The sequence below is a fragment of the Hyalangium ruber genome (assembly GCF_034259325.1).
GTDB classification, from domain to species: Bacteria; Myxococcota; Myxococcia; order Myxococcales; family Myxococcaceae; genus Hyalangium_A; species Hyalangium_A rubrum.
In genome coordinates, this window is the sequence record NZ_JAXIVS010000016.1 from 133,155 (window position 1) to 157,651 (window position 24,497).

The window sequence follows — 24,497 nt, forward strand, 5'->3', positions numbered from 1 at the left end:
TTCCGTATCCGCGGGGTCTTCTAGGCCCGCACCGGACGGCATGCAAACGCTTCTTCAGAGGATCTTTCGGAAGAAATACACCACCCGCTCCAGGAGTTTCTGCCACAGCGGACGGCGCCGGAATTCCGTGAGGTTTACCTCGCGGCAGCTCCCGCAGTCGTTGCGGAACGACTCCTCCACCGAGCGGCCCAGCCGCGGGTCGGCGAAGACCGCGTTCACCTCGTGGTTGAAGGCCAGGCTCAACCGTTCCAGGTTGAACGAGCCAATCGTCCCCCAGACCCCGTCCACCACCGCCGTCTTCGCGTGCAGCACCCCGCGCTGCCACTCGAAGATGCGCACCCCGGCCTCCAGCAGCCGCTCGTAGAAGGCCCGCGTGGCGTGCTCCAGGAACGGGTGGTCGCTGCGCCCGTTGAGCAGCAGGTGTACCTCCACCCCGCGCTGGGCCGCCTCTCTCAGCACCGCCACCATGCGCCGGTCGGGCACGAAGTAGGCCGCGGCGATGAGCACGCTGCGGCGTGCCCGGGCGATGGCGTGCAGATACGCCCGGTGAATGCTGCGCCGGCTGGAGAGCACCGACAGGCACACCCCACCCCTGGGCGGCCCCGGGCGCCGCAGCCGCAGCCGCAGCCGCCGCTGAAGCCTCAGCCGCATCCGATCGACGCCCTGCTGGAAGGCCATGCGCCAGGTGGCCAGGAAGCGCCGCTCCAGCTCATGCACCGCCGGGCCCTCAATCCTCAGCACGTCGTCGCGCCAGCCCCCGCCCTGCCCCACCGGCGCCCAGTGCGCGGAGATGTTCACCCCGCCCACGAAGGCCACCTCCCCGTCCACCACGAGGATCTTCCGGTGATCGCGCTGCAACAGGTGGCGCAGCCCCCGGTTCAGGCTGAAGGGCTTGAAGGGGCGGATGTCCACCCCGCGCTGGCGCAGCGCCTCGAAGAAGCCGCGGCGGCTCGTCCACGAACCGACCGCGTCATAGAGCACCTTCACATGCACGCCCCGCTCGGCCGCCTCGGCCAGCGCCTGGCCGAACAGCTCACCCACCGAGTCGGTGATGAACATGTACGTCTCGAGCCGCACGTAGCGCCGCGCGCCCCGGATGGCCTCCAGCATCGCCGGGTACGCCTCGACGCCGTCCCTCAGCAGCCGGCACGCGTTGCCCTGCAGCACGCTGTGGCTGCGCGGCAGGTAGTAGCGCGCCAGCAGCCGATTGGGGACGCTCGGACTCCAGACGACCCCATGATCTGGAACGGGACCGCTGCTCGGCTCGGCTCGCTCCTCCGCCGGCGCCGGTCGGTCCTCGATCCGTGCCAACCCCACCCGCTCGCTCCCCACCCCCTGCTCGTACATGGCAAGGAGAGGTTGCGGATGATCTCTCCGCCCGGCAACCCACGCTCCCCCAAAGGGGTGGTCAGGTGTGTCCGTTGGGAGACGACGTGGCTACATGCCCCATTCGTAGCGCTTCGCTTCCGCGAGCGAGGCGCACGGCTGGTCGAACTCGGGGAAGTACTCCCGGATGTAGTCGAGGGTGTGCTTGGCGCCGTTGAAGTTGCGCTGGTTGTAATAGCCCTCGGACTCGAGCAGGAGCTTGGAGCACGTCTTGTCGAGCTCCTGCTGCGCATCCTTCATCCGGTCGCGGGCCTCGAAGTAAAGGTCCGGCTTGGGCTCGGGGTGGGCCTCGAGCATCAGCCACGCCTCGCGGAAGGACTTCCAGGCCAGGTAGCGGTTGCGCGCGCCAACGTCCGCCCGCTCGAAGTTCTGCTTGCCGCGCATGTACGCCGTGCGCGCCTCGGAGATGAGCTGGTCCGGGGGCAGGTCCGGCAGCAGCGCCTTCTCGACCCACACGTTCCACAGGCGCCACTGGTCCTCGCCCGGAGGGTTCTTCGTGTTGTCGAAGGTGATGCGGTTGACCTCGCCCTTCTTGAGGATGTTGGGCGGAATCATCAGCTCCAGCGCGCGGTCGCGGCTGGCCAGCGTGTCCGGAGGCACCTGCCCCACGTCCACGCCGTTCACCGTAATCACCACCTCACCCTGGGAGACGCTCTGCGACTGGTAGTGGAGGATGACCACGGCGCGCGTGGCGGCCGTGTACTCCCAGGTGAAGGTCTTCAGGTCCGGCGTGTCCCAGGTGACTCCCGGCCCGTAGCCGAACGAGTCCGGGATGGGCTGCAGGCCCAGCATCTCCGGCTCCGGCCCCGAGGCGCCCACCTTCCGCTCGGGGTTGAGCGCCACGTAGTACACCAGGCCGACGAGCCCCAGCCCCAGCGCGATGAAGCCGCCGATGATGCCGCGGCGAACGTTGGTGCTCGCCTCGATCCAGAAGATCTTGATGCGGGCGACGAGGCCACCCGACTCGCGCTTGATGCGGGCACGCTCGGCGGCGGACAGGCCCGCCGCGGCCGCGGCTCCTCGCGCGGGCGCGGCTCGCTCCACCGCGGCGCTGGGAGGCGGGCGACGGGGAGCCGGAGGCGCGGACGGGCCCGCGCGCTCGATGGCGGCCCGGGGAGAGGCACCCGTGGCGGCACGCGCGGGGCGGACGGCGGGCATGCCCGCGGCGCGGGTGGCCGAGCGCTGCAGCTCACCCAGCTTCTCCGGCTCGGCATCGGCCCCTTCCGGCTTGAGCGCCTCGCCCTTGTTCTTCTGGCGCTTCTTCACCTGGTCCAGCGGGACGATACGCGTGCTGTTCTCTTCGGCCGGAGGCGCCGCGATGGCCGCGTCGGTGTTGGGCTCCTCGGCCATCTCGCTGGCCATCGCCATGAAGGCGAACACCACCGGACCCAGGGTGATCTGGTCCCCATCGTTGAGGGGCTGCGTCTTCACGGGAGTGCCGTTCACCTTGGTCCCGTTGGCGCTGCCCATGTCCTCGATGATGTAGCCGTCGCCCTCGCTGAAGATGCGGCAGTGCTTTCGCGAGACGCCCGCGTCGTACAGCACCACGTCACACTCCGGGGTACGACCGATGAGCACCGAGTCCTGATCGAACTCGAACTCCTTACCGGCGTCCTTACCCTCGGCGATCTTCAGCTGGAAGGCCATGGAATCCCTAGAATCCTAACGAGGCATGGGCCGCTCGGGCAACGGCTGCCCGCGCGGAAGCAGGTTCCACCACTTCCGCCTCGCCGCCAAATGAAAGCACCCACTGTGTGAGCCAGCGCTCGCTGTCCCCTGCCACCCGCACCTCGACGCCTCCGTCGGCCAGCGGCCGGGCGTCCGCCCCGAAGCGCTCGGTGACGTAGGGCGCCACCAGCTTGGAGAAGCGCACCCGGACGCCCGAGTCGGCCCGGGCGGGGTTGGGCACGGCGGCGCGCGCGTCCGCCGGGGGCTGGAAGGTGGTGTCCGTGAGGCCCAGGTTCTCCATGCGGTCGAGCCGGAACAGGCGCGCATCCGCGCGGGTGTGGCAGTAGCCCTGCAGGTACCACTGCCCCCGGTGGCTGAGCAGCTCATACGGCCGCACGCGGCGCGGCTCCGAGGGCCGGCCCGGGCTGGCGTAGTCGAACGTCACCTCGCGCCGCTCGAGGATGGCACGGGTGAGCGGCCCCAGGGACTGGGGGGCCTCCGAGGAGGCGTCGATCTTCCGGTGCATCTCCCGGTAGCGCTCGCGGGCGCCGGCCGGGAGGATGCGCTCGAGCTTCTGCAGCGCGCTCTGGAGCGCGTCGCCCGCGGCGGGACGCAACAGCTCCGCGGCGGCGGCCAGGGCGGCGGCCTCACCGGCCGTGAGCCGGGGCGGCCGGGACAGGCGCTGGTCGAGGTCCACGTAGACGCGATCGTTCTCCACGTAGATGTCGACGTAGTCGTCCGGGTTGAAGGGCGGCCGGCCCACGCAGGTGAGCAGGTCCAGCTCCTCCAGCAGGTCCTCGCGCTTCACGTTGAGGGCCGTGGCCAGCTCGTCCACCGTGAGGCCGGGGTGCTTGGAGACGTAGGGCACGAGGAACAGCAGGCGGCGGAGCCGCTCGTGGACGGTGCTCATGCGCTCACCTTCTTCTCGTCAGTGGGGCTGTGGCGCTCGTGGATGCGCGTGGCCATCTCGCGCACGCGGGTGACGGCGGCCTCGGGGGACTCCACGCGGCAGTCCGGACCCAGCGCCAGACAGAAGCGCAGCAGCCCGTCCAGGAACGTCACGTTCAGCTTCGCGCGCACGCCCTGCTCCGTGGGCTCCACGGTGGCGCCGGGGAACAGGCTCGCGGCGCGCTTGGAGGCCTCGCCCCGCAGCAGCAGCGTCACCTCCATGGGCTCATGGAAGCGGTGCTGCCACGGGTAGTAGGCCACGTACGCGTCCAGCGAGAAGTCGGCGGGCACCTCGAAGTCCGGCGTGCGCGGCTTGGAGGGGTTCACCTTCATCTCGCGGATGCGCTGGATGTGGAAGGTGCGCAGGCCCTGGCGAAGGTGGCAGTAGCCCACCAGCGTCCAGACACCGCGCCGCAGCGCCAGCCCGTACGGGTCCACCCGTCGGTCGGTGACGCCCGCGTTCTTGGGCGAGGCGTAGGCGATCTGCACGTACTTGTGCGCGGCGCAGGCCTCCCAGAGCTGCTCCAGGCGGGCGGAGAGCTCGGGGTTGCTCTGCGCCGAGCCCAGCTCCATGCGCACGCGCGGCGTGGGCAGCGCGTCGCCGGCGAAGAAGCCAATCTTACGCAGGGCGTGCGCCAGGTCGTCGCTGCCTGGAAAGGCCCCGGAGGCGAGCGAGGCGCTGCCGGCGGCGTAGAGCACCGCCAGCTCCTCCTTGGAGAGGTCCACCTCGGGCAGGTAGTAGGCGCTGCGGTCGACGATGTAGCCGTCCTTCCGGTCATCGTCGCCTTGGATATAGGTGAGCGGCAGGCCCAGCTCGAGCAACTCCGCCTTGTCGCGCTCGAACTTGCGCTCGGCCGCGTCGTCGGAGATGCCGCCATAATCGGCGGGGAATTGCTCGCGCAGTTCGGCCCAGGAGATGGGCTCGCGTGCGTCGAGCAGCAGGGCAACGAGGTCGAGGAGGCGTTCCGTACGGTCCATGTCGGGAGGCCGGCGACGATGGCGAATCCGGGTACGCATGGTCAAGGCGGGCATGAGCAGGAAAAACAGACAGCGAGGAGAGCGACGCCTGGATCGGTACCCACTACCCACTGAACAAGCAAGCAGGTAAAGCGGTGTGGGGTGCAACCTACACGTGGGAAACACTCCAACCCGCGTGGGGGACTCGCACTCCGCTCACTTCTGGGTTATTCCTTGAGTGAAGCAGTCGGACACGCCCCGATGGGTGGGGTGGCTGGTGCATGACCGGGCCGGCGTGGCGCGAAGGTTGCTTCGGCGAGGACTCACCGTGAACCGCTCCTCCCTTCTCAGAAGTGTGCTCGTCGGGCTGGCGCTGGTAGGTCTCACCAGCTCCTTGGTGCCGGCGACTGCCCAGGCCGAGCCGCTCTACTTCGCGCTGGAGGTACGGCGCGAGGGGCGGCTGGTGGCCCAACCCAAGCTCCTGGGAGAAACGGGGCGGACCCTCCGCGCCGAGCGCCGCAAACCCGGCGCCCCCCAGTCCGACTACCGGCTCGTGCTCACCCCCATCCTCGAGGGGAACACCTACCACCTCTCGCTGGAGCTCACGCTGCCGGAGCTTCGCGGGCACTCGGAGCTGGCGCTCCTGCACGGCCAGCAGCGCAAGCTGCAGCTGGGCAAGACTCCGGGTGAGCTGGAGGTCTCCCTGCTCCTCATGAAGGTGGACTCGCCGGAGTTCCGCGCGCTGATGGATCTGGCCACGGACAGCACCGGCCAGGGCAGCAACCGCCCCATCTGATCCGTCCCACCTTTGGAACGCCCGATCCCACGACTGGGAATCGGGCAGGCTGTCAGCCTGTCACGCCGGGCGCCTGGAGCACCGCCAGATCGTCACGGTGTACGGCCTCGTCGAGGTAGCGGTAGCCGAGGATGATTTCGATCTCGACGCTCTTGTGGCCGGCGATGCGGCGCAGCTCGCTGTCCTCGTAGGCGCTGAGCCCCCGGGCGAACACCGCGCCCTGCTCATCCACCAGGTCCACCGGATCCCCCCGGCCGAAGTCCCCCTCCACCTGCTTCACGCCCGAGGGCAGCAGGCTGCGCTTGCTGGAGACGATGGCCTCGCGCGCGCCGGAGTCCACGTGGAGCCGGCCCTTGGGGCGCAAGGCATGGGCAATCCACGCCATGCGCGCGCTGCGGCGGTTCTCCCCGGCCTCGAAGAGCGTGCCGATCGGGTCTCCCTGGAGCACCTGACGCAGCCGCCCCGGGGTGGCACCGGAGGTAATCACGCAGCGGATGCCGCGCTCGGCCACGCGGGCGGCGGCGCGAATCTTCGTGGCCATGCCGCCCGTGCCCACCGCGCTGCCACTGCCGCCGGCCAAGGCCAGCAGCTCCGGCGTCACCAGGTCCACCTGAGGCAGCAACTGCGCCCCCGGGTCCTTGCGGGGGTCGGCCGTGAAGAGGCCCTCCACGTCCGAGAGCACCACGAGCACCTCGGCCTCGACGACGCCGGCCACCAGGCTCGCCAGCGTGTCGTTGTCGCCGAACTTCAGCTCGTCCACGGAGACGGTGTCGTTCTCGTTGATGATGGGCACCACGCCCGTCTCCAACAGCCGCTCCAGGGCGTGCTTCACATTGAGGTAGCGCCGCCGGTCCTGCACATCCTCGTGGGTGAGCAGCACCTGGGCCACGTGCCGATCCGCCTGGCCGAAGGCCTCCTCGTACGCCTGCATCAGCCGGCTCTGGCCCACCGCCGCGCAGGCCTGCTTGCCGGGAATATCCTTGGGGCGCGCTGGCAGCCGCAGCCGCTCCACTCCCAGGGCGATGGCACCGCTGGAGACCACCACCAGCTCACGGTCCTGCGCCGCCCAGAGCAGGTCCTCGCTCAGGGCCTTGAAGTGGGCGCGGTTGAAGCGCCCCGTGGCGTTGGTCAGCGCGTTCGTTCCAATCTTCACCACCACACGCCGCGCGGCGCGTACTGCGTCTCGTCCAGAAGTGCTCACGGGGCCGCAGACTACCCGGAAGTAAGCGCGCCGCCCCTGTGTTACCACCAGTCCTCCTCACGGGCCCGGAGTCGTGAAACCGGGCTGGCAAGGCCTTAAAGTGAGGAGGGTGGGATGAAGCGGGCCCATGCCCGCTCGGGAGACGGACGAATTGAAGGAAATCTACGGTAACACCCTTGGACTCAAGGCCAATGAGCAGCACCGGCTGCGCAACACCTATCGGCGGCGCGTGGCGCCCCATGAAATCGTCTCGCCGGAGCTCGCCCGCCACCTGACCGAGCTGTCGAGCGAGACGAACCGGCAGGTAGGCGTGCTCATCAACCGCAAGGGTGAGATCGAGTACGTCGTGGTGGGCAACGCCCACAAGCTCGAGCTGCCGGACATCGGCCGTGCTCGCGCGGGTCAGGTGCGTCTGCGCGGCCTGCGGCTGGTCCACACCCACCTCAAGAGCGAGCCCCTCACCAAGGACGACCTGACGGACCTCGCGCTGCTGCGGCTGGACATGGTGGCCGCCGTCGGCGTGGCCAACGAGGGCCTGCCCGGGGTGCTGCACTACGCGCACCTGGTGCCGGAGAACAGCGCAGGCGAGTTCTGGCAGGTCACCACCCTGCCCTCCGTCCACCACGACCAGCCGGACCTGGTGGACACGCTGGGCGCGCTGGAAGAGGAGCTCAATCGCAAGGCCGCCGCGCGCGCGGTGGGCGGGCGGGAGAAGGCCATCCTCGTGGCGGTGTGCCTCAACGGCAACCGCGCCCAGGCCGAGTCGAGCCTGGCGGAGCTCAAGGAGCTGGCGCGCACGGCGGGCGTGGAGGTCATCGACACCATGCTGCAGGTGCGTCGCGAGGCGGACCCGCGCTACCTCATCGGTCGCGGCAAGCTGGAGGACCTCAACCTCCGCTCGATGCAGTCCATGGTGGACCTGCTCATCTTCGACAAGGACCTGACGCCCTCTCAGGGCCGCCACATCGCCGAGGCCACCAGCCTCAAGGTGCTGGACCGCTCGCAGCTCATCCTCGACATCTTCGCGCAGCGCGCGCAGAGCGCCGAGGGCAAGCTGCAGGTGGAGCTGGCGCAGCTGAAGTACCGGCTGCCCCGGCTGGTGCAGAGCGATGACTCGCTCAGCAGACTCGCCGGCGGCATCGGCGGGCGAGGCCCCGGTGAGACGAAGCTCGAGATCGACCGTCGCCGGGTGCGTGACAGGATTACGCACCTGGAGAAGCGCATCGACGCGGTGTCACGCGAGCGCAGCGTGCGGCGGGCCCAGCGCAACCGGCGCGAGCTGCCCGTCATCTCCATCGTCGGCTACACCAACGCGGGCAAGTCCACGCTGCTCAACGCCATCACCAAGGCGGATGTGCTGGCGGAGAACAAGCTGTTCGCGACGCTGGATCCGACCAGCCGCCGCCTGCGCTTCCCGCAGGAGCGTGAGGTCATCATCACCGACACGGTGGGGTTCATCCGCGACCTGCCCAAGGACCTGGTCGCCGCCTTCCGCGCCACGCTGGAGGAGCTGTACGACGCCAGCCTGCTCCTGCACGTGGTGGATGCGGCGGACCCCGCTCGCGACGAGCAGGTGGAGGCGGTGGAGACCATCCTCGGCTCGCTGGGGCTGATGGAGAAGCCGCGCCTGATGGTGTGGAACAAGGCGGACAAGCTGTCGGCCGAAGAGGTGGAGGCCCTGCTGCGCGTGCGCGGCGGGGTGGCCATCAGCGCCGAGCAACGCGAGGGCCTGGCGGCACTGCTCGCCAAGGCGGACACCACGCTGTTCGCCGAGGGCGCCTCGGAGGCGCTCGGCGCGCTCTAAGCCGGGCGGAAGAACGTGTTGGGGGCCACCACGGAGGCGGTTACTCCGTGGAGGGTCTCCGACGGAGCGAGCTCCCGGTAACCCACGGAGCGGAGCAGCTCCACCAGCTCGTCGCGGCTGGAGCCGGCGCGACGCAGGTGCTCGTCCACCACCTCGATGGCGAGCAGGCGGGGGCGGAGAGTCTTCAGGGTGTGCTGCATGCCTCGCAGCACCTCGGTCTCCGCTCCCTCCACGTCCATCTTCAGCACGTCCCACCGGGTGAGCCCGGCGCCTTGCGCCCACGCGTCGAAGGTCGTCACCTCCACGGGGATGGCATCGCCTCCGGAGCCGTAGAGCGAGCGCATGCCCACGTCCAGCGAGGCATGGTCCGTGGCGCTGCGCAGTGAGGCGGTGCGCGGCTTGTCTCCCAGCGCCACCTGCACCACCTCCAAGCGGGTAGACACCCCGTTGCGCTCCGCCATCCGGCGCAGCCGCTCCGCCGTGTCCGGAGCCGGCTCGAAGGCGTAGACGCGGCCCTCGCCTCCGTTCTGGAGCATGCGCGCCACCGGCAGGCAGTGGATGCCGATGTTGGCTCCCACGTCCACCATCACCCCGCCCCCGCGCAGCTCGCCCTTGAGCACCTCGTGCAGCTCCGGCTCATAGGAGCCCGAGAAGAAGAGGTGGCGCTGCAGGTTGTCTCCCAGCATCACCTCGAAGGTGACGCCGTCGTAGTCCACCCACAGCGGCTTGCGGCTGTAGCTGAAGTGGCGCACCAGCCGCTGGTGGACCCTGCGCGCCAGCTCGAAGCGGGACTGGAGCGGGTACACCCTGCGGGCCACGTGCCCCACGACTCGGACGATGGTTCTCTTCAAGGGCGTGCCTCGCGTGCGTCTTGGGACAGGAGCGATTGGAAGAAGCCCACCACGTCCGCGCGCTCGCGCTCCGGAGCGTACTCCCGCCGCACGAAGTCCGTCCCTTTTCGTGCCAGCGCCTGGAAGGCGGCCGGGTCCTCGGTGTGCAGGCGGATGGCCTGCTCCAGCGCCTGAGCCAGGGCGGTGACATTGCCCTGCTCGGCGGGCATGGACCACTCGGGCCGCAGGAACTCCCTGCCGCCATGTCCCGGAAAGCCCACCGCCAGGCTGCCGCAGGCCATGGCCTCCACGGGGGGCAACCCGAAGCCCTCCTGGTGGCTAGGAGCCAGGAAGATGGCGCTCTGGCGCATCAGGTCCGCCGTCTGCTGAGGGGTGCGGTTCTCGATGATGACCAGCTCCCAGCCCGCGAGGCTGCCGCGCGCCCGGAGCATCTGCACCACCTGCACCGTGTCGTGCGCATAGCGGCGGGTCATCAGCGCGATGCGGCGCCCAGCGGGCTGCGTGGGCGGGTGGAACACCGTGGGGTCCAGCCCCTGGTGTACTCGCTCCACCCGCAGGCGCGGGAAGGCAAAGCGCAGGTACTCGGCGTTGTCCTCGGACACCACGAGCACGGCCCGCAGGTCCGGATTGTTCTGGTAGGGCGAGCGCTCCTCCCAGGACTCCAGCGTCGCCCGAGAGAAGGTGAGGTACGTGTTCTGGTTGAAGATGACCTGGCGGATGCCCTGGGGAAGGCTCCGCATGCTGGCGCCGTACACCTCGGGCAGCACCAGCACGTCCGAGGCCTTCAGCGTGACTCGCGCGGCGTAGGCGATGCGGGTGTCATGGGGAAACCACGTGCAGCGAAAGCCCTCGCGCGTGTGGAGGATGGCGGCGGACACCCCCGCCGCGTTGAGCAGATCCACATGGCGGTAGAGCGTGCGGATGCCTCCGCTCGCCACGTCATAGTCCGGGCACAGGAAGAAGACCGTGGAGGCGCCGTCCCGGCGAGAGGTGTCCACCACGAGCGGCGGCACCACCGGCCCGCCGTGACTCCTTGCGGGGCGCAGTCGGCGCAGCGCCTCGCGGGCGACCTTGCGGAGGAACTCCCGTCGCTTCCCCTTCACGGGCGCTGCCTCTGGCTGGACGGGGTTCGCATGGGCTGGGCTGCTTAGCCGACCCCTCACCTCGCCTTCAAGCGGTGCAGAGCTTCAGTCCCGGTCAACCGGGACTGACCGGCTGGTACCGGTCAACCGGGACTGACCGGCTGGTACCGGTCATCTGGGACTGACCGGCTGGTACCGGTCATCTGGGACTGACCGGCTGGTACCGGTCATCTGGGACTGACCGGCTGGTACCGGTCATCTGGGACTGACCGGCTGGTACCGGTCATCTGGGACTGAGCGGGCACACCGTCCGGCCGCGCAGAGGAAATCCCTTAGAGCGTCATCCGCATCAGGAGCGCCGGCCCGAAGCGCGTTGGCGTCTCGCCGATCCGCTCGAAGCCGCACCGTGCGTAGAAGCCCTCGGCGCGCGGATTGGCGATGACATGCAGGACGCGCACCCCGGCCGCGCGCGCTCGTGCCGCGGCATCCGCGACCAGTCCGCGCCCCACGCCTTTGCCCCAGCCCTCCGGCTCCACGAAGAGACCATCGAGTTCGGCGGCGCCGTCCTCGCGCGGCAGGACCACGGAGAACCCCAGAACGCGGCCGTCCGTCTCTGCCACGGTCACCTGCCCGGCCTCGAGCTGGGCCGGCGGCAGTTCGATGGCCTCAGGATGGGCGAGCAGGGCTTCGCGGTAGTCCTCCCACACCAGGGAGGCGCGGCGCTGCAGTTCCTCCAGGGCAAGGCGCTCGTCCGGGCGCGCAACCCGCAGGGCGATGTGCGAACTCATGCGCCGAGTATAGAGCGTGCCTGGGTCAGCAGGCTCAGCAGCACTCCCGCGAGCAGAAGCCCTCCCACCGGCGAGCCCATCGAGCAACCACACCGGGTGTCGGGCTCGCTTGGTGGAACCTCCACCCCCGCATCCGGCTGGGGCTGCCCCGTCCCTCCATCCTGGGGAGGACCCCCATCGGGACTCCCGCCATCCGGCGTACCCGCATCCTCGGGACTGGCCAACACGGCGAGGGTGAACCCCTGGAGCGCATCGAGCCCGCCTCCATTGAAAGCGCGCACCGTGATCTCGTGGGTGTCCTGTTCCAATGGCGTCCAAGAGAGGACCCCGGTCTCCTCGTCGAGGCTCATCCCCTCGGGCCCCTCATCCAGGGCATAGCGCGCCCCCGAGTGGGAGCGCGCCTCCAGCGCGTATCGGTACTCAACGCCCGTGGCGGCGGTTGTCACCGGCGCGGAGATGAAAACAGGCGCTGCCTCTCCCCTGTCCTCGAGGGTGACGGCGATCGAGCCCAGGCGCAGCCCCGCACCGATGAGTTGGACCGTCGCACTGCCATCCCGCACGTTCGTATCTCCCACGCCACCGATGACCAGGTACTGCCCCTGGCTGTGGTTGGTGGGCGAAAACGTCAGGAAGGTTCCCTCGACAATCTCCAGCCCCTCTCCGACCACGGTGGCATGGGCCACCACCGTCGTCGGGGGTGGGCTCGCCAGAGACACCACCACCAGGGACTGTCCTCCCTCCCTCATGTTCACGGTCGTACTCGACAGCACGAGGTCCACCCCGTCGTCATCGAGCGTCCGGACCGTCACCTCCCGAGGCTCCACGCCCGGGCCCCCGATGAAGAAGGAGACGGAGTCATGGAGGGCATCCGCGTCCTCGCCCGCCGCGAAGGTGGCGGTCTGCGGCGTGGCATGGTTGTCCGGGGTGAACGTCAAGTCCGAGCCCTGGACCACGGAGAGCTCTCGATCCGGGCTGCTCGGAGGCCAGACAGTAATGGTGACGGGAGCAGCGGGGGCCTCCTCCATTCGGACGGTGAAGGAGGCGGTCTGTCCTTCTTGCACGTCGATGCGTTCCGTGGACACCCGGAGGCGCGGAAGCGGGGCCGTGTAGCTCGTCCGATAGATGTGCCCGGTGTAGAAGCTCGCGTAGTAGAGCGCGCCGTCCGGCCCGACCGCGACACTCACCGCTCCGCTCACCCCTTGGGCCCAGGGCTCCACGCGGGTGACCGTCCCCTGCGCGTCAATCACGGCCCGGAGGATCGAGTCTGAGTTGAAGTCTCCGAAGAAGAAGTTGCCGCGATACGCGGGCGGGAAGGCGGTGCCTTGGTAGAAGGCGCCTCCCGTGACGGAGCCTCCCAGGTTCTGGAGGGTCAACACCCCGCGATTGCTCCACACGTCCGGGCCTGGCTGGACGACGGTGAAGGTCTCGGGAGTCGGCACGGAGGCGACGTCGCCGTCTCCATGGAACGAGGCATCCCCCACCTGGGAGATGGTGATCCGCTCGCCCGGGCGGAGATGGTGTGGCGCCTCGAGCGTGAAGGTCGCGATGCCATCGCGCCGGACCGCGCGCATGCGGTCCGCGATCAACTGTGGGGCGTGATTGGTGCCGTACCGGATGACGGGCGCGAGGAACTCCGGGGGCTGGTTGGCCTCGTAGCGAGGCCAGCCCGCATGATCTCCGCCCTGAACAGCGAAGACCTGCTCGTACAAGTCGCCCGCGACGTCGACCCAGAGCTTTCCGGTGCCAGGCTGAAAGGCGAGACCAAAGGGGTTCCGGAATCCCCGCGCCCAGATGTAGTCATTGTTGGGGCCGGGTCCGTCGAAGAAGGGATTGTCCTCGGGAGCCGTGCCGTCGGTCCGCGTCCGGCCGATCTTGGCCACGAGGGAGGACAGATCCTCGACGCCCACGGGCGAGAAACCGTCACCGACACCGAAGTACAGCATCCCATCCGGCCCGAAGGCGAGGCCTCCCCCGTTGTGGTTACCGCCGCCGGTGGGCAGCCCCGCGAGGATGACGGTCCTGTCCGTACCGACTCCCTCCACATCGGTGTAGCGGAGGATTTGCTGGTCGACCGTGCCCTCGTTCACGAAGACCGTGGCGACGACGTAGACATAGCGGTTGGTGGCGAAGTGCGGATCGAACGCCAAGCCGATCAGTCCGGACTCTCCAGAGGTCCGGAGCGGGCTCACCGTCGCCCAGGGCGTGGACAGGAGTTCACCGTTCTTCACGACCCGAATCTCCCCGCGCTTGCGGGTGATGAAGAGCCGGTTCGAGCCGTCCGGAGCCCAGGCCATCGCCGTGAGTTCGCTCAGCCCGCCTTCAACGAAGACCTGCTCTGTGAAGCCTCGCTCGGACACGGTCGCCAGGGCCGTTCCAGGCACCAGGGCCAGAAGCCCTACCAGCGCGAGCAGCGTGGCGAACGCTTTCTCCTCGAATCGGGGGGTCAACATTTGACGCGCTCAGGGCGTTACCGTTCCGTCCGCCCCCACAAGGAAGGAGAGCCCGGGCTCGATGCCTGTGCCGGGCGTGTCCACCACGTTCGTCAGCTGCACCCCATTCGCAAACACGTTCTCGGTGGAGGCCCCGTTGGGGTCGCGGTCACAGTAATTGGCGTCGCTCACGCGAATGCGGAGGCGCTCTCCTACCGGAACGTCGGAGAACGTGCGGCGCCACTCCATGGGACCGAACGCGACGAAGTTCACCAACTCGTAGTCCCGCCAGCTCGGGTGGATGTGGGTCGGACCGACACCACAGTCCGCGATGTCAAAGTTTCGCTCCGTCGCGGCCTTGTAGACGAAGGTCACCTCGGCCTTGGCTGGGGTCGGGGTCGGAGGCTCGACTTCCTCCGGCTCCGCACAGCTCATGAGCACCGCGACACTCACCGCGAGTCCGAAAGCCACGCGCTTCATCTCTGACCCTCCTGTCAGCACCTCCCCACCCTAACGCTGGCATCACACGGCTTGCGAGCCGCGTGCGGGTACGCCACCCTGCTCCGCGCTCCGACGCCCACGCCATGACACTCCCCTCCCAGCGCTCCCTCTTCGAAATTCCGGATGACGTCACCTGGCTCAACTGCGCGTACATGTCTCCCCAGCTCCGAAGCGTCCGAGCCGCGGGAGAGGAGGCCCTGGGGCTCAAGGCCCAGCCCTGGCGCATCCGAGCAGACGACTTCTTCTCCGGCGCCGAGGCGCTTCGGAGGCTCTTCGCCACCCTGGTGGGCGCCGATGTGGAGGGCGTCGCGCTGGTGCCCTCGGTGAGCTACGGCATGGCGGCGGTCTCCTCCAACCTGCAGGTGCGCCCGGGGCAGCGCGTGCTGGTGCTCGCCGAGGAGTTCCCTTCCAACCTCTATCCCTGGCGCGAGCTGGCGCAGCGCTCCGGTGGCGCGGTGTTCACCGTCGCCCGGCCCGAGGATGGCGATTGGACGCGAGCGGTGCTCGAGGCCCTGGATGAGCGCACCGCGCTCGTCGCCGTGCCGCACTGTCACTGGACGGATGGGACGTGGGTGGACCTGGTGAAGGTGGGCGCACGGGCCCGAGAGGTGGGCGCGGCGCTCGCGGTGGACGCCACGCAGTCGCTGGGTGCGCTGCCGCTGAACGTGGAGCAGGTGCGCCCCGACTATCTGGTGAGTGCCGGCTACAAGTGGCTCATGGGGCCGTACAGCCAGGGCTACCTCTATGTCGCGCCTCAGCACCGCGAGGGCCGGCCCGTGGAGCTGGGCTGGATCACCCGCAAGGGCAGCGAGGACTTCGCCCGCCTGATCGACTACCGCGACGAGTTCCAACCCGGAGCCCGGCGCTTCGATGTGGGCGAGCGCAGCAACTTCATGCTGGTTCCGATGGCGACAGCGGCCCTGCGGCAGCTCCAGGCCTGGGGTGTCGGCTCCATCCAGGAGACGCTGCGTGAGCTGACGCGCCGAATAGCCCAGGGAGCGCAGGCGCTCGGGCTGGAGGTGGCACCCGAGGCCTACCGGGTGGGGCACCTCATCGGCCTGAGGCGCCGGGGAGGCTATGCGCAGGATGTTCCCGCGCGCCTGGCCGCGAGGAGCGTCTTCGTCAGCGTGCGCGGAGACAACCTGCGCGTCTCGCCCCACCTGTACAACACCGGTGCGGACGTGGACCGACTCTTCGACGCACTGGCGCCCCTGCTTTGATGGTTGGCGCAACAACTTGCTTCCCTGAATACCCGGAGACTCACGATGGTGAAGAATCGGCTGTTGAGCGCGGTGTGTCTGTTGCCTGTCCTCGTGGTGGCACTGGGGGCCACGCGCTCCGAGGCCGCGTGCGTAGACGCGGTGGTGCTCGTCCATGGCAATGCCGGCAAGCCCGCCGACTTCGACAACACCTACAACGAGCTGCTGCGCCGGGGCTCCGTCGCCGGAGAGATCTTCCGCCCCAACTGGGGCTCCAAGACGTGCGCGGCCTGCAACGACCACGACGGCTCGGAGCTCGTCCCCGTGAAGGACGCCATCAACCAGGCCCTGGCCCGCTCCTGCACCGGCAAGGTCGACGTCATCGGCCACTCCATGGGCGTGACGCTGTCGATCAAGGCCATCCTCGACCTCGGCGTCCAGAGCCGGGTCGACGCCTTCGTCGGCATCGCGGGCGCCTACCGCGGCCTGTGGAGCTGCGGCACCTATCCCCTCAACGTGGTGACGAGCACCTGCGGCTACTGGGGCCTGTCCGTCAGCAGCCCCTTCCTCACCGGCATCTACGGCAAGCGCATGGCCAGCCGCATCTACTCCATCAAGAGCAACACCGATCAGATCGTCTGCTCCACCACGGTGTGTACCGTGAACGGCGTACACTCGAGCTCCATCGCCAACGAGAACGCCAGCTACAACTACAGCACCGGCCACTTCGGGCTGCTCACGGACACCTACGTCAAGCAGGCCGATCTGATCCGCTAGCCACGGAGCCGCGACTCACACGGGCTCGATGTACACACGCTCGCCCCGGTCCACGCCGAGGACCGAGGCGGCGCTCCCATCCCGCGCGGAGAGCTCCAACAGGCCCGCGCTGCCCACCAGCGCCAGCAGCTCTCCCGGCGCCACCGACTGGTAGTGCGCGTGAGGCGCGCCCTCCACCACTGTCAGGCCCACGCGCACCCGGAAGCGCGCCGGAAGCTGCGCCCCCGGCAGGTTGGTGACCAGGTTGCCGTAGCTGTCCACGTGGACCACCTCGCCCACCGGGCAACCGTCCTCGGCGGTGGGCGTTGGCAGACGGAACGGCGCCTCCAGGCGCTCCAGTCGCGAGCCCACTTTCTCCAGCGGCACCCCCGAGGCGAGGTGTCCCGCCACGGGCGCGAACAAGTCCCTGCCGTGGAAGGTCCGCGAGCGCAGCGCCCCCCAATAAGCCACCTCCGTCAGCTCGACCGCGAGGGCCAGGCCTCCGAGCTGCTCGAGGGCCGGCAGCAAGAGCCCGTTGTCCGGCCCCACCAGCACATCCCCTCGCCGGGAGCGCACCGCCACCGCGCGCCGGCTGGAGCCCACCCCCGGGTCGACAATGGCCAGGTGGAGCGAGCCCGGAGGGAAGACCTCCACCGCCGTCCACAGCAGGAAGGCCCCCGCCCGTACATCCTGCGCGGGCACGGCGTGGGTGAGGTCCACCAGCGTCGCACCAGGGGCCACCCGGAGGATGGCCGCCTTCATCTGACCCACATAGGTGTCGGTAACGCCGAAGTCGGTGAGCAGGCTGACGAGGGGCATGGCGGAGGGAGCAGGCTAGCGCACCTGGACGCCTGGAAGTGACCCCGCCCTGGGCGAGGAGTTGCGGGGGCGCCCGAATTCCTTCTAGATTTCCCGTACCGTGCTCACGCTGCTCCTCAGCCTCCTCCTTCATCTGGTGCAGATCGAAGGACTCCCCGAAGGTTTCCCCGGCCAGGATGACCAGCCCGGGTACGTCAAGCCCACCTCGTCGATGGCGCCGACGTACTTCGAGCTGCTGGAGCAGAACAGCCACATCCTCTACCCCGCCCTCGGCATCCTCACCGCCGTGCTGCTGGTGGCAGGCATCCTCCAGGCCTGGCGCAGCCAGGACATGGACGGCCTGACCAAGAACGAGTTCAAGCGCGCCATCGTCAACGAGCTGCGCCGCAACCTCAGCGGCCTGCCCGGTGATGTGCTCGCCCGCGCCGTCGGCCTCGACCGCCTCAAGACGATGAAGTTGCTGGAGCAGATGCAGCAGGAGGGGATGATCAACTCCTACATGAGCTCCAACAACATGCAGATGTACCGCGTGCGCGGCGCCGGCCCCGAGGACAAGCGGGACAAGCGCTACTGAGCACCCCGCCCCGCGCGCTCACGCCAGGAACGAGCGCACGCGCGTGGGGTCGAACGGCTTGTCGATGCGCCGCGCCGACACCCGCTCGAAGAACTCGGTCGTCCGGGGCGTGAACGTCCCCGCGGACATGAAGACCATGCGCTCGAGCAGCTCCGGGCGCCGGGCCGCCACCACGTCGTGCAGGTCCATGCCCGTGACGTCCGGCATCATCACGTCACAGAAGATGACGTCGTAGTCCGCCCCGCCCACCAGCAGCTCCTGCGCGGCCTTGCCCGTCTCCGAGTGCTCGATGACGTGCGCCGGGCCGATGATGCGCGAGAGTGACTCGCGGACCTCGGGGTCGTCGTCGATCACCAGCACGCGCCGAGGCGGGCACTGGCGCTCTGGCGCCACCCGCGTGGAGGTGACGGCGAGCGACGCGGGCAGCGGCGCGGCCGGCAGCAGGACGCGGAAGGTGCTGCCCTGGCCCGGCTTGCTCTCGACCTGGAGCTGGCCTCCCAGCCCGGTGACGATGCCGTGGCACACCGAGAGCCCCAGCCCGCTGCCCTCGCCAATCCGCTTGGTGGTGAAGAACGGCTCGAAGATGCGCGGCAGGTGCTCGGCGGCGATCCCCACGCCCGTGTCGCGGATCTCCACCGCGACCCACGCGGGCCCCTCCGGGCGCACGGTGACCGCCACCTCGTGCTCGGCGCTGGCGCCCTCGGGGATGGCCTGCGCGGCGTTGAGCAGCAGGTTGAGGAATGCCTGCCCCAGGCGCGACTCGTTGCCCAGCACGGGCTCCACCGGCTCGTAGCGCCGCACGAGCCGCGCCCGCTGGCGCAGCTGGTGGGACGTCATCCCGATGGCGAACTCCAGCGCCGCCGTCACGTCCACCGGCCCGCTCGCCTCCGGATCGCTCCGGGAGAAGATGCGCAGGTCCCGCACGACGTCCCGGATGCGCTCGGCGCCCAGCTGGGCCTGCACCAGCGCCCGCTGCACGTCCGCCACATCCACCCCGGGCGTCGGCACCTTCAGCCGCGCCAGCTCCTCCACCGCGTAGGTGACGTTGGCGAGCACGTAGGACAGCGGGTTGTTGATCTCATGCCCTACCCCCGCCGCGAGCTGCCCCGCCGTGGCCAGGCGCTCGGCCAACAGCAGCGCGCCGCGCGTCGCCTCCAGCTCCGCGGAGCGCCGGCGCACCAGCTCCTCCGCCTCCGTGCGCGCGTGGTGCTCGCGCTCCAGCAGCCGGTCCCGCTCCGCCTCCAGGCGGTGACGCCGGGTGATGTCCTCGATGACGCTGATGAAGTAGTCGGGCGTCCCGTCTGGCTTGCGCACCAGCGACACCGTGAGGTTGACCCAGACGATGGCTCCCGACTTGCGGAAGTAGCGCTTCTCCAGCGAGTAGGTGGAGATCTGCCCCGCGATGGCCCTGTTCACATGGTCGAGGTCCCGGGCCAGGTCTTCCGGGTGGGTGACGTCCTGGAAGCTCCACCCCGTCATCTCCTCGGGCGAGTAGCCGAGGATCTCGCACAGCCGCTTGTTGACGCGCAGCCACCGCCCATCCAGCGCCACGTGCGAGATGCCCACCGCGGCCTGCTCGAAGGTGGCCTTGAAGCGGCGCTCGCTCTCTTCCAGCTGGGCGAGCGCCACCTCGCGCTCGGTCACATCCAGCGCCTGAGAGAGGATGCAGATGATCTTCCCGGAGGGATCCCGGATCGTCGAGTTGTACCACTCGCAGTGGGCGACCGAGCCGTCCTTGCGGTAGTTGCGGTTGTGGCTGACGTTCCAGACGACCTCGCCCTCGACGAGCCGCCGCATCGTCTCCCCGACCACCCCGGCGTCTCCCTCGTGGATGAAGCCCCAGTCACGCGGGTGTCGCCCCCGGACCTCCTCCGCCTTCCAGCCGAACAGCTCCGTGGCCCGACGGTTCCAGGAGTGGACCCGGTACTGGGCATCCCACTCGATGACGGCGATGGGCGAGGTGTCCGTCAGGTCCTTCGCGGAGAAGGTCCACGCGGGCGGAAAGCCAGAAGGAAAGGAGGCTGAGGCGGAGGACATGGCCAAGAGGGCACGGGACTCGGGCACGGCGCCCCCCATATCACCGGATTTCCCCGGTGTACCTCCCCCCGCGTCACTGCCCTTCGGTGCAGGCTGCTCGCCTGGACAGCACTCAGGCGCCGCTCAGCTCGGACTTGGGCTGGCGCGTCATCAGCTCCACCACCGCCGCCTTGGCGCTCTTGCCCTCGTAGGCGATGGCATACACCTGCTGACAGATGGGCAGCTCCACGCCCGTCTTCACCGACAAGTCCTGGGCGCTCTTGGCCGTCTTCACTCCCTCGGCCACCTGCTTCATCTCCGCGAGGATGTCCGGGAGCTGGCGGCCCTTGCCCAGCTCCATGCCCACCCGCCGGTTGCGGCTCAGCTCACCGGTACACGTGAGCACCAGGTCTCCCATGCCCGACAGCCCCGAGAGCGTCAGCGGGTTGCCGCCCTTGCGCACCGCCAAGCGCGTAATCTCCGCCAGCCCTCGGGTGATGATGGCCGCGCGCGCGTTGTGCCCCATGCCCATGCCGTCGGCCATGCCCGCGGCGATGGCGATGACGTTCTTCAGCGCCCCGCCGTACTGCACCCCCACCACGTCATTGGAGGTGTACGAGCGGAACGACTCCGTCTGCAGCACCTTCTGGCAGCGCGCCGCCACCTTCTCCCAGTGCGAGGCGATCGTCACCACCGTGGGGCTGCGCAGCGCCAGCTCCTTGGCGAAGCTGGGGCCCGAGAGCACCGCGATATAAGGATGGAACTCCTCGGGAAGGCAGTCCTCGAGCAGCTCCGTCATCGTCAGCAGCGTCTCGTTCTCGATGCCCTTGGCCACGGTGATGAGGGGCACGTGGCGCGGCAGGTACACGAGCGCCCGGGAGACGATGTCTCGCGTGGCGTGGCTGGGCGTGGCCAGCACCACCAGCTCCGCGCCCTCCAGCGCCTCGCGCAGCTCCACCGTGGCGCGCACCCGCGACGACAGGGGGATGCCCGGCAGGTACGTGGGGTTCTCGTGGTGGGTGTTGATGGACTCGGCGAGCGCGGCGTCCCGCCCCCACAGACGCACCTCCTCGCAGTTCACCGCCAGGGTGTTGGCCAGCGCCGTACCGAAGGAGCCGGACCCGATGACGCTGCTACGCATGAGAAGCCTCGGGAGGAAGAAGGGGCCAGCTGGGCCTCACGGACTCGCCACCACGCCGACGCCCACCACCGGCATGAAGGCGGCGTCCTCGGCGCGGCCGTGGATGTTGCCCCCCAGCATGACGACGTAGGAGGTGCGCGTGGAGAAGGGAACCTCGACCCCGACGCGGAAGAGGATGTTGCCGGAGGTCTGCACACCCTCGGGCGCGCCGCCCAGCGGCACGCGCTGGAAGGGCTGGGTGTCGAAGGCGAGGTTGTAGCGCAGGTCGAGGAAGCCGCGCGAGGCGCGCCCCACCCTCAGGGAGCCCACGAAGCCCGGCGCCAGGTTCCAGTTGCGCCGGCCGGTGAAGTAGCGCGCCCCGTACTCCTCCTGGCTGGGCGAGTTGAGGAAGAAGGCGTAGCCGCCATCCACGCTCAAGGCCAGGTGGGCCTCCTCGCCCTGAATCACGCCGAAGCGCAAGTACCCGCGCACCTCGTTCATGATGCCGTAGAGACTGTCGGCGCCCACCCCCACGTCCAGGTTGGGCAGGACGCCCATGGAGACGCGCGCCGAGGCGAGCGGGAAGCCCAGCATCAACCCCGCGGCCACCTTGCCAGGCTCCAGGATCATGCCCCCATGGAGGCTCACCCGGCTGGGCTTGGGAGCCTCGGCGGGAGCGCGCAAGGCCACCGGGCTCGAAGCGCGAGAGGGAGGAGGAGGCGGCGGCAGGGACTCGACGGGGGGCGCCTCGGCCTCCGGGCCCGGGTAGTCCACCCAGGACTCGTCCGGCGGCGGGTTGGCCGAGGGCGACTCCAGGGAATTCTGCGCGAAGGCAGGCAGGGCCAGGCCCACGGCAAGCAGTGACGGGAGGAGGAAGGCGCGCATGGCGGAAACCGGACGCAGCTTAGACCACCGCCCGCCGGGGCACGAGCGCGGCTTGAGGGCAGGCCCCGCTCCGTCCGGCAACGAGCACCCGGTGCGCAATGACGTGGCCGTCCGGGGGCCTGCCCGGTCTACCATCCGCGCCGCGCGAGAGCGCCATGAGGAGGAACGACTCGGGATGAGGGGTGGACGCGGCGTGGGACTGGTGCTGTGGCTGGCGCTCGGCGCGTGCCGATCGCGCGCCCCAGGTACGCCCGAGGATGCGGGGACACCCCCTCCCCCGGTGGCCACCTACGTGGGCCCGCACTGCGACACGCTCCTTCCGGGAGACGTGCGGGACCTGGCGCTGCCGGGCGCCACGCTGAGCGAGGAGCGGGCCTGCGCCAACTGCGGCCCGCTGTGTACCCTGCGCTCGGCGGCCGAGCCGGATGCCACCGTCTCGTTCGCCTACAACTGCCAGCCGATGGATGCCTCGGCGGACCTGCGCGAGCAGCTGACCCCCACCCTGCGCGCCGGCGGCGTGGAGGTGCCCGCGCTGGGCCGGGCCGCCGCCCGTCGCTCGCCCGTGCCGGGCATGCTGCAGGTGGTGGCGTGGGACGATGATACCCCCTGTGTCCTCGTCGTCACCTGGCTGGGCCGGGGCAATGAGCGCGCGGTGGACGTCATGCGCACCGCCCTCCTGGCCGTCACCACCGCCTCGCTCGTGCCGCCCCCTACGGAGGAGGCGGGCATGCCCTCGCCCTTCCCGGAGGATGCCGGCACGGCCCCCGCGCTCCCCGACGACGCTGGCACGCCCTGAGGCCAGGGCACAGCGGCACGCGCTGCCTGGGGGGTTCCGTGCCCTCGCCTGCCCGCCTGGGCAGCGAACCACGCGCCTGCGCATCTTCACATGTCGAGGCAGACCGCCCTCTCCGAGCTCGAGCGCGAGCCGGGAAACGAGCCGAGAACATGAGCCTGAGCCTGCGAAGCCATGCCATCGCCGTCACCCTGGTGTTGGGCACCCTCACCCTGGGCACGGTCGCGGCGCTGGTGTTCACCACCACGCGCATGGAGCACAACACCGCCCGCCTGTGGCACGCGCTGGAGAGCGTACGAGCCACCGAGGAGTTGCAGAAGGGGCTGATGAGCCATGAGCGGGAGCAGCGGCTCTACGAAGCGACGAACAAGCCCGTGCATGCCGAGGAGGCCCAGGCCATCGCGACTCGGTTGCGCCAGGAGCTCGCGCAGGCCCGCCAACTGGCGGACACCGGAGCCGACTCCGCCCTGCTCGACGAGCTGAACACGGAGCTCGAACACTATCTGGCCAATCCCACCCCCCGCCCGGGGAGCCCCGAGGCGAACACCGGCCGGATGCTCGCCCGCGAGCTACAGATCTCCAGTCGCCTCGTGGAGCAGAACCTCGCGGACGCGCGGGCTACCCTCGAGGCCAACCAGCGCTGGGACCGGTTGGCCAACGTCGTGGGGCTGGCGGTGTCGCTGGCGCTGGTTGCAGGCCTGGCGCTCACCTTCTTGCTCGTTCGCAGCCAGGTCTACTGGCCGCTGCGCGCTGTGCGCGAGGCGCTCTTGCACTTCCGCCCCGGAGCGCCGCTTCGCCTCGAGCCGAGGGCGGGGGTGCGGGAGCTTCAGGACATCGCCCACACCTTCAACGAGACGGCCTCGCGGCTCGAGAAGCAACGCGAGGTGCAGCTCGGCTTCCTCGCGGGCGTGGCGCATGACCTGCGCAACCCCCTGCAGGCGCTGCGCATGGCCTCCTCCAGCGTGAACCCCGATCGTCCCCTGCCTCCGGAGGACAAGCTGCGCGCGCGCTTCGCCCTGGTGAACCGACAGGTCGACCGGCTCACGCGCATGGTGGACGACCTGCTGGACACCACCCGCATCGAAGCCGGGCAGCTGTCGCTCAACGTCGGGGAGCACGACCTCATCGAGCTGGTCCAGGAGGCCGTGGAGCTGCACCGCCCAAGCACCCAGTTGCACGAGCTGGTGACCTGCTTCCCGGAGGACGGGTTGACGGTGCGCTGTGACAGCACCCGCATCTCCCAGGTGCTCAACAACCTCTTGAGCAACGCCATCAAGTACTCACCCGCCGGAGGGCAGGTCCACATCGAGGTGGGCGAGGAGGAGGACGGGGTCTGGGTGGCGGTGAGTGACCCCGGGGTGGGAATCCCCACCTCGGAGCAGGAGAGCATCTTCGAGCCCTTCCGCCGCAGCGCCGCCAGCCGTACCCACATTCCTGGAGTGGGACTGGGCCTCTCCGTGGCCCGCCGCATCCTCAACGCCCATGGCGGCACCATCGAAGTGCGGAGCACGCCGGGCAGAGGCTCCACCTTCTGCTTCCGGCTGCCGTGGACCGTCGCGGATGAGAGAACGCGACGGCCCTCCGGCTATGCCGCTCCGACCGAGCAGTTGTCTCCCGAGGCCGCGTCGTAGCGAGACGCGAACGCTAGGCCCGCGCGTGCTCCCTCGGGCCGAGGGCGGCCTGCTTGCGCGCCACGAACGCCGCGAGGCGGCCGAGGGAGTCCAGGTTCTCCGGGACGATCTCCGTGTCCTCCACGGTGATGCCGAACTCGCGCTCGATGAAGGAGATGAGCTCGAGCACCCCCGTCGAGTCGATCAACCCCGAGTCGAGCAGGGACGTACACTCGTTGAGCACGAAGTTGTCGCCCGGGTAGAAGGTGGTGGTGATGAACTGCCACAGCGCGCGCTGAATCTCCATGGCCCTG

Annotated in this window: 22 protein-coding genes; 7 read left to right on the top strand and 15 right to left on the bottom strand. The window is 69.5% G+C overall.

Features of this window, described 5'->3' with window-relative positions; all coding sequences use genetic code 11:
* Positions 1 to 54: 54 nt before the first annotated feature.
* From SYV04_RS35955 to SYV04_RS35970, 4 genes are all read right to left on the bottom strand, one after another.
* Positions 55 to 1,347, bottom strand: coding sequence for a phospholipase D-like domain-containing protein (locus tag SYV04_RS35955; RefSeq protein ID WP_422724006.1), 1,293 nt, complete (start codon positions 1,345 to 1,347; stop codon positions 55 to 57).
* A 90-nt stretch (positions 1,348 to 1,437) separates the two neighbouring features.
* Entirely contained in the window at positions 1,438 to 3,033 is a 1,596-nt protein-coding gene (locus SYV04_RS35960) for an FHA domain-containing protein (RefSeq protein ID WP_321550548.1), read from the bottom strand.
* A gap of 7 nt (positions 3,034 to 3,040) precedes the next feature.
* Positions 3,041 to 3,964 (bottom strand): WYL domain-containing transcriptional regulator, encoded by a 924-nt coding sequence (locus tag SYV04_RS35965; protein WP_321550549.1) that lies wholly within the window; start codon positions 3,962 to 3,964, stop codon positions 3,041 to 3,043.
* Entirely contained in the window at positions 3,961 to 4,980 is a 1,020-nt protein-coding gene (locus tag SYV04_RS35970; RefSeq protein WP_321550550.1) for a helix-turn-helix transcriptional regulator, read from the bottom strand. Before SYV04_RS35970 ends, SYV04_RS35965 begins: the two co-directional genes overlap by 4 nt.
* Positions 4,981 to 5,197: 217 nt before the next feature.
* On the opposite strand from SYV04_RS35970, the gene SYV04_RS35975 reads away from it, so the two are divergent.
* Complete coding sequence (locus tag SYV04_RS35975; RefSeq protein ID WP_321550551.1) at positions 5,198 to 5,755, top strand: hypothetical protein; 558 nt, start codon at positions 5,198 to 5,200, stop codon at positions 5,753 to 5,755.
* A gap of 52 nt (positions 5,756 to 5,807) precedes the next feature.
* Here SYV04_RS35975 and proB read toward each other — a convergent pair whose 3' ends face one another.
* Positions 5,808 to 6,956, bottom strand: a complete 1,149-nt coding sequence (gene proB / locus SYV04_RS35980) for a glutamate 5-kinase (protein WP_321550552.1) — start codon at positions 6,954 to 6,956, stop codon at positions 5,808 to 5,810.
* Between the two features lie 151 nt (positions 6,957 to 7,107).
* On the opposite strand from proB, the gene hflX reads away from it, so the two are divergent.
* Entirely contained in the window at positions 7,108 to 8,760 is a 1,653-nt protein-coding gene (gene hflX, locus SYV04_RS35985; RefSeq protein WP_321550627.1) for a GTPase HflX, read from the top strand.
* Here hflX and SYV04_RS35990 read toward each other — a convergent pair.
* The 5 genes from SYV04_RS35990 to SYV04_RS36010 form a co-directional block, all read right to left on the bottom strand.
* Positions 8,757 to 9,611 carry an FkbM family methyltransferase gene (locus tag SYV04_RS35990; protein WP_321550553.1) on the bottom strand — a complete coding sequence of 285 codons (855 nt, stop codon included), beginning with the start codon at positions 9,609 to 9,611 and terminating at the stop codon, positions 8,757 to 8,759. The two genes, hflX and SYV04_RS35990, sit on opposite strands and share 4 nt — an antisense overlap.
* Positions 9,608 to 10,714 carry a glycosyltransferase family 4 protein gene (locus SYV04_RS35995; protein WP_321550554.1) on the bottom strand — a complete coding sequence of 369 codons (1,107 nt, stop codon included), beginning with the start codon at positions 10,712 to 10,714 and terminating at the stop codon, positions 9,608 to 9,610. The genes SYV04_RS35990 and SYV04_RS35995 overlap by 4 nt, the downstream gene beginning before the upstream one ends.
* A gap of 311 nt (positions 10,715 to 11,025) precedes the next feature.
* Complete coding sequence (locus tag SYV04_RS36000) at positions 11,026 to 11,481, bottom strand: GNAT family N-acetyltransferase (protein ID WP_321550555.1); 456 nt, start codon at positions 11,479 to 11,481, stop codon at positions 11,026 to 11,028.
* Positions 11,478 to 13,931, bottom strand: a complete 2,454-nt coding sequence (locus tag SYV04_RS36005; RefSeq protein WP_321550556.1) for a PQQ-dependent sugar dehydrogenase — start codon at positions 13,929 to 13,931, stop codon at positions 11,478 to 11,480. Before SYV04_RS36005 ends, SYV04_RS36000 begins: the two co-directional genes overlap by 4 nt.
* Before the next feature lie 9 nt (positions 13,932 to 13,940).
* A complete protein-coding gene (locus SYV04_RS36010) occupies positions 13,941 to 14,390 on the bottom strand; it encodes a hypothetical protein (protein WP_321550557.1) in 450 nt (149 codons plus the stop codon).
* A gap of 104 nt (positions 14,391 to 14,494) precedes the next feature.
* On the opposite strand from SYV04_RS36010, the gene SYV04_RS36015 reads away from it, so the two are divergent.
* Together SYV04_RS36015 and SYV04_RS36020 are read left to right on the top strand one after the other, a co-directional pair.
* Positions 14,495 to 15,631: an aminotransferase class V-fold PLP-dependent enzyme gene (locus tag SYV04_RS36015; RefSeq protein WP_321550558.1), complete on the top strand. Its 1,137-nt coding sequence runs from the start codon at positions 14,495 to 14,497 to the stop codon at positions 15,629 to 15,631.
* Between the two features lie 45 nt (positions 15,632 to 15,676).
* Positions 15,677 to 16,387, top strand: a complete 711-nt coding sequence (locus tag SYV04_RS36020; protein ID WP_321550559.1) for an alpha/beta hydrolase family protein — start codon at positions 15,677 to 15,679, stop codon at positions 16,385 to 16,387.
* 15 nt (positions 16,388 to 16,402) lie between these two features.
* On the opposite strand, the gene SYV04_RS36025 is transcribed toward SYV04_RS36020, so the two are convergent.
* Positions 16,403 to 17,185, bottom strand: a complete 783-nt coding sequence (locus SYV04_RS36025; protein WP_321550560.1) for an SAM hydrolase/SAM-dependent halogenase family protein — start codon at positions 17,183 to 17,185, stop codon at positions 16,403 to 16,405.
* A gap of 100 nt (positions 17,186 to 17,285) precedes the next feature.
* Here SYV04_RS36025 and SYV04_RS36030 point away from each other — a divergent pair, with 100 nt between their 5' ends.
* Entirely contained in the window at positions 17,286 to 17,759 is a 474-nt protein-coding gene (locus SYV04_RS36030; RefSeq protein ID WP_321550561.1) for a hypothetical protein, read from the top strand.
* Between the two features lie 18 nt (positions 17,760 to 17,777).
* Here SYV04_RS36030 and SYV04_RS36035 read toward each other — a convergent pair whose 3' ends face one another.
* From SYV04_RS36035 to SYV04_RS36045, 3 genes are all read right to left on the bottom strand, one after another.
* Positions 17,778 to 19,823, bottom strand: a complete 2,046-nt coding sequence (locus SYV04_RS36035; RefSeq protein ID WP_321550562.1) for a PAS domain S-box protein — start codon at positions 19,821 to 19,823, stop codon at positions 17,778 to 17,780.
* A gap of 85 nt (positions 19,824 to 19,908) precedes the next feature.
* On the bottom strand, positions 19,909 to 20,916 hold the full coding sequence (locus SYV04_RS36040; protein ID WP_321550563.1) for an NAD(P)H-dependent glycerol-3-phosphate dehydrogenase: 1,008 nt from the start codon (positions 20,914 to 20,916) through the stop codon (positions 19,909 to 19,911).
* Between the two features lie 36 nt (positions 20,917 to 20,952).
* Entirely contained in the window at positions 20,953 to 21,780 is an 828-nt protein-coding gene (locus SYV04_RS36045; RefSeq protein ID WP_321550564.1) for a hypothetical protein, read from the bottom strand.
* Between the two features lie 175 nt (positions 21,781 to 21,955).
* Between SYV04_RS36045 and SYV04_RS36050 the strand changes: the two genes are divergently transcribed.
* On the top strand, positions 21,956 to 22,576 hold the full coding sequence (locus tag SYV04_RS36050; RefSeq protein WP_321550565.1) for a hypothetical protein: 621 nt from the start codon (positions 21,956 to 21,958) through the stop codon (positions 22,574 to 22,576).
* A 149-nt stretch (positions 22,577 to 22,725) separates the two neighbouring features.
* A complete protein-coding gene (locus SYV04_RS36055; RefSeq protein WP_321550566.1) occupies positions 22,726 to 24,204 on the top strand; it encodes a sensor histidine kinase in 1,479 nt (492 codons plus the stop codon).
* Between the two features lie 13 nt (positions 24,205 to 24,217).
* On the opposite strand, the gene SYV04_RS36060 is transcribed toward SYV04_RS36055, so the two are convergent.
* Positions 24,218 to 24,490: an acyl carrier protein gene (locus SYV04_RS36060; RefSeq protein ID WP_321550567.1), complete on the bottom strand. Its 273-nt coding sequence runs from the start codon at positions 24,488 to 24,490 to the stop codon at positions 24,218 to 24,220.
* Positions 24,491 to 24,497: the final 7 nt, after the last annotated feature.

Coding starts and splice junctions, on each gene's coding strand:
- SYV04_RS36060 (WP_321550567.1), bottom strand. CDS start 24,490: ATGGAGATTCAGCGCGCGCTGTGGCAGTTCATCACCACCACCTTCTAC.
- SYV04_RS36010 (WP_321550557.1), bottom strand. CDS start 14,390: ATGAAGCGCGTGGCTTTCGGACTCGCGGTGAGTGTCGCGGTGCTCATG.
- SYV04_RS36025 (WP_321550560.1), bottom strand. CDS start 17,185: ATGCCCCTCGTCAGCCTGCTCACCGACTTCGGCGTTACCGACACCTAT.
- SYV04_RS36055 (WP_321550566.1), top strand. CDS start 22,726: ATGAGCCTGAGCCTGCGAAGCCATGCCATCGCCGTCACCCTGGTGTTG.
- SYV04_RS35965 (WP_321550549.1), bottom strand. CDS start 3,964: ATGAGCACCGTCCACGAGCGGCTCCGCCGCCTGCTGTTCCTCGTGCCC.
- SYV04_RS36015 (WP_321550558.1), top strand. CDS start 14,495: ATGACACTCCCCTCCCAGCGCTCCCTCTTCGAAATTCCGGATGACGTC.
- SYV04_RS36020 (WP_321550559.1), top strand. CDS start 15,677: ATGGTGAAGAATCGGCTGTTGAGCGCGGTGTGTCTGTTGCCTGTCCTC.
- SYV04_RS35970 (WP_321550550.1), bottom strand. CDS start 4,980: ATGGACCGTACGGAACGCCTCCTCGACCTCGTTGCCCTGCTGCTCGAC.
- SYV04_RS36000 (WP_321550555.1), bottom strand. CDS start 11,481: ATGAGTTCGCACATCGCCCTGCGGGTTGCGCGCCCGGACGAGCGCCTT.
- SYV04_RS36005 (WP_321550556.1), bottom strand. CDS start 13,931: ATGTTGACCCCCCGATTCGAGGAGAAAGCGTTCGCCACGCTGCTCGCG.
- SYV04_RS35955 (WP_422724006.1), bottom strand. CDS start 1,347: ATGTACGAGCAGGGGGTGGGGAGCGAGCGGGTGGGGTTGGCACGGATC.
- SYV04_RS36050 (WP_321550565.1), top strand. CDS start 21,956: ATGAGGGGTGGACGCGGCGTGGGACTGGTGCTGTGGCTGGCGCTCGGC.
- SYV04_RS35960 (WP_321550548.1), bottom strand. CDS start 3,033: ATGGCCTTCCAGCTGAAGATCGCCGAGGGTAAGGACGCCGGTAAGGAG.
- SYV04_RS36045 (WP_321550564.1), bottom strand. CDS start 21,780: ATGCGCGCCTTCCTCCTCCCGTCACTGCTTGCCGTGGGCCTGGCCCTG.
- SYV04_RS36040 (WP_321550563.1), bottom strand. CDS start 20,916: ATGCGTAGCAGCGTCATCGGGTCCGGCTCCTTCGGTACGGCGCTGGCC.